The organism is candidate division TA06 bacterium B3_TA06 (assembly GCA_005223075.1).
Classification (GTDB): Bacteria; Hydrothermota; Tepidihabitantia; order B3-TA06; family B3-TA06; genus B3-TA06.
In genome coordinates, this window is record NJBO01000035.1 from 1 (window position 1) to 9,641 (window position 9,641).

Below are 9,641 nucleotides of genomic sequence, written 5' to 3' on the forward strand. Positions count from 1 at the left end.
GAACTCCTTGCAGTCGTTCTCCTTCGGAACGCAGATTTCGCGGATTAAGAAGGGGCGACAGCCCCTTCTTCCATTACTACCTCCCCCTTGACGGGGGAGGATAAAGGAGGGGGTAATTAAATCACCCTCCCCCTGCTCCCTACCCTATGAGCGCATAAAGCACTCAAGGGGCACGCTGTCCCGTTAAGGGAGGGGTAATTAGGACGAAGAGCCAAAAAGGAGCATTTAAAACCACAGATTACGCAGATTGGCGCAGATTAGGTTAATCCCTCCGTCCGCTCTTATGAGCGGCCACCTCCCTTACGCGAAGCGGTAGGATTGCCAAAAAGGAGGTAACCTTAAACGTCTCCCTTACCAAGGGAGAACCAAAGAGGGATCAAATGTCCCCCTTATTAAGGATTAAGGGGGAACTAAAGGGGGATCGGATTTAATTAAAAAGGCCGCCCGAAGGGCGGCCCCTACTGCGATCTTTTCGCCATAGGCGAAAAGGAGTAATTACCATATCGGCCAGGCCGCGTTACCGGTGTTCTGGTTATCATGGCGGAACCTGGGCCAAGGGGAATTAGCTAACCCATGAGAACCTGTGTATACAGCGTAGTAGTATCCATCGGTTGAACCAAAGCACAGAACTCCATCATCACTAAGAACAGGTGTTCCAACTACTGGTATATCTAGTTCCCATTCCAAAGCACCTGATGTGTTTAGTGCTATTAACTTATTATTAGCACCATAGTAAAGTACACCATCAGATGAAAGAACGGGCATGCCACCACTTTCCGGGTAGCTCCATTTCGTATTACCGTCTGAATCCAGTGCGTAAAAGGTATTACCAATCCCTACGTAAAGGGTACCGTCTCCGCCAATTACCGGAGGAAAACGTATATTCACATCCCTTCCTTCTCTGTGCTTCTTCCATTTGAGAGTACCGTCGGGATTTACAGCGATAAAATCACATCCCATCCATTCTTCATAATACTCGTAAGAAATCCCATAGTAAAGGGTTCCATCGTCATCAATTGATGTAGGTGTTGAGAAAAAATAACCCTGTATTGCAACCGTTTCTACTTCCAAGGGTGAATAAGTCCATTTCTCTTGTCCATTAGAAGTCAAAACAAAAAGAACCCCTCGTGTATCAACACTATATAATGTACCGTCTTGTCCTATTGATGGTTCCCATGAGTAGCAAGTAAAATAACGCTTCCACAGGGAGTTACCACTTTGATCAAGCGCGCAAAGAAAAGGTCTTCCATCATCAAAAAAAGAATAGATTTTGCCATCGTTCCCGATTGCCGGGGAATGAGGGGGCGCAGTACCTCCAATTTCGTTTGCAACTTTATATTTCCATTTATAAACTCCACCCAATTCAAAGGCGTAAAGCGCCACATAATATTCAGTTTTTACATATACTGCCCCATTCACACCAATAACAGGTGAAGCGCCCCACCCTTCATCAAGTTCATAGCTCCAATACAATTCACCATCCAAAGTTAGTGAATATATGTACGAATAAACGTAATTTACAAAATCAGCGGTGAAGTATAGTGTCCCATCTAAACCTAACCCAGGCGAACTGAGCCCTGTGTTACCAATTATTTCAAACTTCCATAAAACATCCCCTGGCTGGATGGTATCGGGGATAAGATAGGCGTTCAGGTGGACGGTGTCGTCTAGCTCGACGGTGATGTCTTTTTCCCAATCCTTATAATCATCAAGTTGGAGTGTAATTGTCCGTTCTCCGATGGGGACACTATCCAAGATGCAATCCGTAATATAACCTGTAAGGTTACCATCCAGATATACCTTAGCCCCTTTAGATTCTGAGGTAATTGAAATATATCCAAACTCCTCAATGGAAATCAGTTCAGCATTCACTTTGAGGGTATCATCCACCTCAACTACAACCGAATCTTCCCAGTCGAAGTAATCCTCAAGGGTAAGCTTAAGATAGTGCTCGCTTGCTTGCACCTCAAACACGCAGTTGGTGACCTCGCTGGTGAGGCTATCGTTAAGGTAAACGGCTGCACCCTCGGGCGTGGAGTTGACGGCAATCCAGCCAGTCTCCTCCCTGTGACACACCACCAACCCCAGGATTGTTAAGGTTATCAGTATTAAGAATATCTTTTTCACGATTCCTCCTTCCGCATACTTAAATATACTCCTACCCTACCCTTTGTCAAGAGGAAAGGGCCGACCTAATGCCCGACTGGGGCACGCTGAGGTCGGCCCCTACGATTTTATTCGCTACAGTTGCCTGCTTTTTCTTTGGCCTGACAATGATTGCATAGTTCATACGAGGTAGGTTTCTTATAGCTCTTCACTACATCTGAACCTGTAGGATAGAGATGACAGTTTTTGCACCAGTGCCATGTATCGCTGTCTTGTCTCCTGACCCATACTCCAGGCATGTTGCCCTCCTTTGGTTTTATGGTTCACCTGAATATACTCCAATATCCAATTTTGTCAAGTTTATGATTGAGGATACGTATGCAAGCTGATGTTCCTCTCACCCGCCCCCTACCCTATGGGGCGCAGTAAAATTGGCGCCACAAGGAGCACGCTGTCCACCAGGGAGGGGGATAATAATCGGTGAAATCTGCGGTTCATTTATTCCCCCCACAGATCCGCTGCACCCGACCGTGGCACAAGCAGGAGCCCCGGCGGGCTTCTTAATGTGGAACAGCCTGGAGTACCCCAGCCGAGTACCGGGAGGGGGATAATAATCGGTGTAATCTGCGAAATCTGCGGTTTTATTCGCCCCAAGAGATATTGCTACATTGACCGCCCTCAAAAAATCCCTGTAATCAGCCCTAATGTCTGCTCAACCCTCCCCCGCTCCAAGCCGTTCGGGCAGACTCGCTCATCACCGGTTAGCCTCGCCTTGCAATACTCGCAAAACTCTTTCCTTAGCCATTTTCTCCTCCTGAGAGAAACCTAAACTAACGGCCTATAATAATCGCAACCCTTGCAAAAATCAACCCACTACCCCGCTATCTATCGGCGCACGAACTTTCATCCGTTTGACACCTCCAATCTCCTGCCTATAATTACGGAAAGGAGGCACAATGCTTTATCTATACATAGCCCTGGGTGTAGTTGCAATCATCATCCTGGCTTCGGCTATCAGGATACTTAAAGAGTATGAGCGCGGTGTGATCTTTCGCCTGGGACGCCTTGTGGGCACTAAAGGCCCCGGGTTTATCCTGCTCATTCCCTTTATCGATAGGATGGTGCGTGTAAGTCTGCGGACTATAACCATGGACATCCCGCCGCAGGACGTTATCACCCGCGACAACGTGACCGTTGAGGTCAACGCCGTTACCTACTTCAGGGTGATGGATGCATCAAAGGCGATCGTTGAGATTCAGGACTTCATCTTCGGCACCTCGCAGATCGCCCAGACCACCCTGCGATCGGTTCTTGGCGAATACGAGCTCGACGATCTACTTTCAAAGCGTGAGGACATCAACGAACGGCTGCAGAAGATTATCGACAGGCAGACCGACCCCTGGGGTGTCAAGGTCTCGATGGTGGAGATCAAGGACGTGAACCTTCCCGACGAGATGCGCAGAGCCATCGCGCGTCAGGCAGAAGCTGAACGTGAGCGCCGGGCAAAGGTTATCCATGCTGCCGGTGAGTTCGAAGCTTCCAAGAAGCTGGGGCAGGCTGCGGCGGTGCTTGAAAAGACCCCGACAGCCATCCAGCTCCGCTTCCTCGGCACGCTTACCGAGATCGCCACAGAGAAGAACTCAACAATAGTCTTCCCGGTGCCGATTGATCTCCTAAAGGTCTGGATCCAGAAACAGACCGGCGGCGGAAAGAAAACCAAGTAGTAGTTCTTGAGCTGTTCGCTGGATAGGGGATCCATAGCGCTTCTGCGTGCTATAAGCCACGGAGGCTGGGCGGTTCCAGCCGATCTTGCAAGGCTCGCTTGCGTCTCATCAGAAGAGATAGATGCTCGCCTTCAGGCGTTGCGGCATTCTGGGGTGATTGGCCCATTCCGTGCCGCACCATTCCTGCCTGCCATGCACGGTGGTCTATGGGCACGCTACGTGGTGCGTCTGTACAAGCTGGATTTGAAGCTTGAAGAACGCCTGGTAGGTAATCTATCCGGTCTTGAGGAGTCACTTCACAACGCTTGCTTCTTTACCAAACGCTTTCCGCGCACGAGCTTCTTCTGTTTCTCGCAGACCGCCGAGGAACTCAAGCTGATCCTGCGTGAGGCCGGAGTAGAGGAAGAACCTTTGGAGGTTCTTTCCTATAACTTTCCCTTCTCTGTGGTGTTAAGTGATGAGGAGCGGCTGCTTCTGCGAACGGTAAACTCCACCGGCGAGGTAATCCCTTCCTTACTTGCACGGCAGTTGGAGAGGGAGCCTTCGTGGGTCCAGGCCAAGCTGCGACGGTTGATCCTGCACTCTGACAATCCCCAGGGTGTGGCTATCCTGAGGGCCACCATCCACTGGTACAGGATAGACAATTTCATCCATGCCCATGTCCTGATTCCTATTGAGGCTAAAGAGCGTCTTTCAGAGCTTTTCAAAGGTCTTGACTGGGACGAGCTCTCCTGGCCAGGCGAGAGTTCTGAGACCATTGCAGTGGAGGCGGATTTTAGAGGCTGGGGACATTTTGCAGAGTGGAAGTCCTATCTTGAGCTTGCAGGCTTCCCGCCTGCCGGGTTCGCGTTATCTGCCGAGGAGCGAATCCACGCGAAAGGTTTTGAGTTCTAGCCTGGAAGGCGTCATCTCGATGTAGGTGAAGCGGCTGAACCACTCACCAACAGAGTAGAACGTGCGTTCCTTGTAAGTGAAGTGCAGTGGTTCGTGGTGGTGCCCGCTTATAATCACCTCGGCGCGGGGATTAATTGGTTTCAGGCCCGGGAGTTGGAGTCGTTCGGAAAATGAGAGGTTGCGTTCACGACTCAGGTGCGCTGCTTTGAGAGCCAGGCTGAATCCAAGCCGGTAAGGGAGAAGCGAGTAAAGCCAGACACAGGTGGGGCTCTGCATGATGCGTGCGGCAAGACGCGAAAGTGAATCCGGCTCGCGCAGGAGTCCGTGGAATAACTGTATCCTCCTTCCAAGTATCTTGTGCATCTCGCCGTCCTGAACAATCCGAAATCCTTTTTTACGCAGATAAGTCGACATCCACAAATCGTGATTGCCAGCAAGAAAGAAGACCTCAACACCCACTTTGATTAAAGCGGCAATCTCTTCTATCAAAGGTTCATAGACAGGCAGTACGCGACCCTGGAATACGAAGCCGAACTCAAAAAGATCTCCCAGAAGATAAAGCTCCTCGCAGCTTGCGGCTTCTTCCCTCAGGAACTCGCGGAAGACCTCTTCACGCCTTGGTTCGTCAGGCCGGGCGTGGAGATCGGATGCAAATAAGACTCGTCTCACCAGGCAAAAGGCTCGCTGTGATGATAGAAGCTCTGCAATGCAAAACCCAAAGCTATCCCCCAAAGGATGCGGAGGTGAACAGGATCGCAGCAGGGGTAAGGACGCACTCGGTAAGGATAGTCTGATAGCAGGTAGGAGTCGTCTTTCTTCAATGCCTCGGCGATCTTCCTCGCGGCGGATGAACCTGCAGGCCCCCCGCCGACGATCACGTCCCAGGTGTCCATGTTCTATTATATCCGCCCGTTAGGTTTCTGCAAGAAATTATGCGTACCCTGATTAAGGACGACTGTTAACCACTATCAATGTAAATAGGCGGGTGATAAACGTCTCAAGATTAATCATAGGATTGTGCCCCATATGAGATTGCCACGATTTTGCCTTGCAAAATCTCGCAATGACATAGCGTTGTCGTACTGAGACTTCCTCTTGTATAGAAGACCAGCCTAGGCCGTTGACTTGACAGCATCCCATAGGTATATTCATCTCAAACTGGAGGAATAATGGAACTTAAACTCATACCGATCGAGAAGCCTGAAGAGACAAACGTAATCATAGGCATGACGCACTTCATCAAGTCGTGCGAGGACGTATACGAAGCGCTCGTCAACACCGTTCCCGGCATCAAGTTCGGGTTCGCGTTCTCGGAGGCCTCCCAGGACCGTCTGATTCGCTATGAGGGCACCGACGAGGAGTTGACCAGGCTTGCGGTAAAGAACGCACAGGCCATAGGTGCGGGACACAGCTTCGTTCTGATTCTGGGTAACGCCTATCCGATAAACGTGCTAAAGACTTTACGCTCAGTGCCTGAGATCGTTAGCTTCTTCTGCGCCACAGCCAATCCGGCACAGGTTATTGTGGTTGAGACCGACAAGGGAAGAGGTATTATCGGCGTGATAGACGGCGAGACGCCTGTAGGTGTTGAGGCCGAAGAAGACATAAAAAAGCGACGCGAGTTCCTGCGAAAGATCGGATACAAGTTTTCGTAAGGGAAGCTTATAAGCTTACGTGGAAGGTCAGGCACTGATGGTCTTGACCTCTAGGTTTTCGATCTGGAACTTCTTACCCGTGTACTTCTTTTGTTCGGAAGTTGCTTCGAGTTTTACCTTTAGACCCGCCTCAGGATCGGAACGGAAAAATAAAAGCTCATCCTCTTTCAGTTCAACCTTCTGCTGGGTGGTTGCTCCGATGAGCTGAGGGAATACCTTTTGCAGAAACCCGATGCCATCCTCCCATAGAGGCAGATAAATCTTTGCCCGGTGGATACCGGTTATCCCGTACTCCTCGGCGTTCGGCTTCATGAGGAGCTTGATCTCCTCCTTGGCTTCCTCGTCATACTCTAGGAAGCTTATGTCCATGTCTGTGCCTGGGATGCGTGGCAGATGCAGTGAGCGCCATGGTAAGTTTTTTTTGGATTTCGACTGCCTCAGCCCCAGAAAGCCGGTCACGGCTTGCAGTATATCTTTTGAAGCTTTAGCCAGGGATTGTTTCGGCTCCGGAATAGAAATTTCGATGTCCCTTTCAAGCAGCCCTTTGTGCACCTCGCCCAGATCCTCTACGGCGATAAAGATTGAAAAGACGCCGCGCTTTCCCCCGTTATAGCACTGAGCCCAGCGGGGATTCCAATCCCTGACCGAAGGCTGCAAGAGACGCACCAGCTGCAGGTACTGTTCGCCTATCCATATGTTGGTGGCGGCAAATTCCTGCGTGCGTTCCCCTGTCTCTGGATCAAAGGGAAAGCCGAGAGGGGTAACTCGTTTCTTGAGACGTTCGATAATCTCAGCGTCGTTATCGATGTGTATGACAAAGTGATCAAGCCTCATTGGCGGTTAGTATAGTGATTTTACGACGGGGGTCAACTAATAAATGCTCCTTTTTGCCTTCGGCAAAAAGATCGCAAAATGGAGCATACGCTCTCCGGCCTGTGGGGTGTTGATTTACCCCCCTTGCCCTTTGGGAGATGGGAAGGGGGTGAGGGAGTCATTGCCCTCCATAATTTCTCCTCATCCTTAATCCCTCTCCCGGAAGGAGAGGGAAGTCCATTAGGTGAAGATTGCGCAGCTCCGACGGATGATGCTTGGGGAAGACGGCTTCCCTAGGAAGCCATAGGGGCCCTGCTCAATCACGAAGAGACTTCGTTGGGTACTCTACACTCGCCCCACAGGCCTATCCCCAGCTTGCACATCACCACATAGGTCCAGACGAGCGATATGATAAACGCAACGACATCAGACAGTGGGAGTGCGAACCATATCCCCTCCTGGCCGAAGAACTTGGCGAATAATAAGATCGCCGGAATCAGTATCAGTAGCCGGCGGGATACGCCGATAACGGCTGCAGGAATTCCTTTTCCAATTCCCTGGAAGAAGGTGGCGAACGCTACCTGAGCGCCTACGAAACCAAGCCCCAGCATCGCGATGCGCATCGCATGTGCGGCCATGGGCAAAAACTCAGGGGCGCGGTTGAAGATGCTCACTATCTGGCGTGGAAAGGCTATGGCCAGGATTGCCACGCCCATGGTTATGGCGGTAGATACCACGGTCGTCCTGCGGACCGTGCCCCGTACCCTTAGGTATTTCTTTGCCCCGTAGTTGTATCCGATAATAGGCAATGCTCCGGTGCTGATGCCGATGCAGGGCATGAAACCGAACTGCATGATGCGGAAGATCACTCCGTAGGCTGCGATGGTAAGGGGACCGAAGGTAGCCGCAACGTTGTTGACCACCGCCATGGTTACGCTGTTCACCAAAGACATCAGCATGTGCGGACCGCCCACCGCGTAGATCTGGCCCCAAACCCTGAAGTTTAGCTTGAAGTAAGACGCCTTGAGCCTGAAGCTTGTCCTTCTGCCGAAAAGGTAGGAAAGGACGATCGTGGCCCCCACCGCACGAGCCAGTATTGTGGCTACAGCGGCTCCCTGAACACCCATGCCCAGAACGTAGATGAATACTGGATCAAGGGCTATGTTTAGAGCCGCACCGGTGATCATCGCAATCATGGGCAATGTGGGATTGCCCTCTGCGCGGATAAGGTTGTTGCCCATGATGTTGGTAAAGATCACCACCGCACCCGAGGCAACCACGATCATGTAGGAGAAGGCGTCGCCGATGATCTCCGCAGAAGCACCGAGAACCTTGAGTAAAGGATAACCGACAGTATGCCCCGCTATCGCTGCAAGCACCCCCAGTATCAAGGCAATCATCAGGGTTTGACCAACCGCCCGATTGGCGTCTTCTACCCGTCCCTCGCCCAATCTTCGGGAGATAAGGGATGCGGCTCCGATGCCGGTTCCTGCACCGATAGCGATAAACACCATCTGCAGTGGGAAGACCACGGTAAGCGCGGCGATGGCTTCAGGACCGAGACCGCCTACGAAGATGGTATCCACCATGTTGTAGGTGGCGTTCACGAGCATCGCGATAACCCCGGGCAGGGAGAAACGCCACAACAGCTTGCCCACTGACTGGGTGCCCATAAGCTGTGAACGGCTTGGAGCAGGGGAGGGGGGTTGAGCAGACATTAGCGATGAGTATAGTGATTTTGGTATGGAGTGCAATGACCGTGTCATTGCGGCATCAACGCGGTTGATGCACTCCAAGAGGAAAGTTCCCCCTCCCTGGTGGACAGCGTGCCCCTTGGGGCGCCAATTTTACTGCGCCCCATAGGGTAGGGGGATAGGGGGAGGGGTGAGAGGTCTATGGAGTGCAACCAGGGCTCGAATCGGTAGGAATCAAAGTAACTCAGAGGCGATGATACTGTTAAGTCATCCCAAATACTCGACAAGATTAAGACTCCGATTGACAAAAGCAGATTTGTCGTAGTTAAAGTTGACACCGACAACTTGAATGTGTATTTCGAACTAGGGTTCTCTATGGGGTCTGACAAAGACGTATTGCTTATTTCTGAAGAAGAGTTAGTTCTGAATCTTCCTTCCGACTTAAGGAACTGGGAACGCTTGACTTACAAAAAAGGAGATTGTGAAGGATTGAAAGAGAAAGTTTCCCGATTCTTCATTGATAACTACGGGTTCAAATTAGTGTCTGAGAAATAAAGTCAAGGCCGCCCTCAGCGTGCCCCTTGGGTATTCGGGCAGCCTAATCTCTAGCCGGTAAGAACCTTAAGGTTGTAACAAAGCGGCCTTGGTTATCCGCTGGGCCGTAGAAAATTCCTCTGATTCCTCGTCCGTTCGCCGCTCACGCCACCCCAGTGTGTAGATATAAACACCAGGCGCTGGACGGTGACCACTTTCCG

Annotated in this window: 8 protein-coding genes; 4 read left to right on the forward strand and 4 right to left on the reverse strand. The window is 51.1% G+C overall.

What is annotated here, in order from left to right:
• Positions 1-495: 495 nt before the first annotated feature.
• Entirely contained in the window at positions 496-2,127 is a 1,632-nt protein-coding gene (locus tag CEE36_11180; GenBank protein TKJ37218.1) for a hypothetical protein, read from the reverse strand.
• 935 nt (positions 2,128-3,062) lie between these two features.
• Between CEE36_11180 and CEE36_11185 the strand changes: the two genes are divergently transcribed.
• Positions 3,063-3,830 (forward strand): hypothetical protein, encoded by a 768-nt coding sequence (locus CEE36_11185; GenBank protein ID TKJ37219.1) that lies wholly within the window; start codon positions 3,063-3,065, stop codon positions 3,828-3,830.
• A 6-nt stretch (positions 3,831-3,836) separates the two neighbouring features.
• Positions 3,837-4,724, forward strand: coding sequence for a hypothetical protein (locus CEE36_11190; protein TKJ37220.1), 888 nt, complete (start codon positions 3,837-3,839; stop codon positions 4,722-4,724).
• Here the strand turns inward: CEE36_11190 and CEE36_11195 are convergent.
• Entirely contained in the window at positions 4,680-5,627 is a 948-nt protein-coding gene (locus CEE36_11195) for a hypothetical protein (protein TKJ37221.1), read from the reverse strand. The two genes, CEE36_11190 and CEE36_11195, sit on opposite strands and share 45 nt — an antisense overlap.
• A gap of 266 nt (positions 5,628-5,893) precedes the next feature.
• On the opposite strand from CEE36_11195, the gene CEE36_11200 reads away from it, so the two are divergent.
• Complete coding sequence (locus tag CEE36_11200) at positions 5,894-6,379, forward strand: hypothetical protein (protein ID TKJ37222.1); 486 nt, start codon at positions 5,894-5,896, stop codon at positions 6,377-6,379.
• A gap of 27 nt (positions 6,380-6,406) precedes the next feature.
• Here CEE36_11200 and CEE36_11205 read toward each other — a convergent pair whose 3' ends face one another.
• Together CEE36_11205 and CEE36_11210 are read right to left on the reverse strand one after the other, a co-directional pair.
• Entirely contained in the window at positions 6,407-7,213 is an 807-nt protein-coding gene (locus tag CEE36_11205; protein ID TKJ37223.1) for a hypothetical protein, read from the reverse strand.
• A 299-nt stretch (positions 7,214-7,512) separates the two neighbouring features.
• Positions 7,513-8,958 (reverse strand): hypothetical protein, encoded by a 1,446-nt coding sequence (locus tag CEE36_11210; GenBank protein TKJ37224.1) that lies wholly within the window; start codon positions 8,956-8,958, stop codon positions 7,513-7,515.
• Between the two features lie 273 nt (positions 8,959-9,231).
• Here CEE36_11210 and CEE36_11215 point away from each other — a divergent pair, with 273 nt between their 5' ends.
• Positions 9,232-9,441 carry a hypothetical protein gene (locus tag CEE36_11215; GenBank protein ID TKJ37225.1) on the forward strand — a complete coding sequence of 70 codons (210 nt, stop codon included), beginning with the start codon at positions 9,232-9,234 and terminating at the stop codon, positions 9,439-9,441.
• Positions 9,442-9,641: the final 200 nt, after the last annotated feature.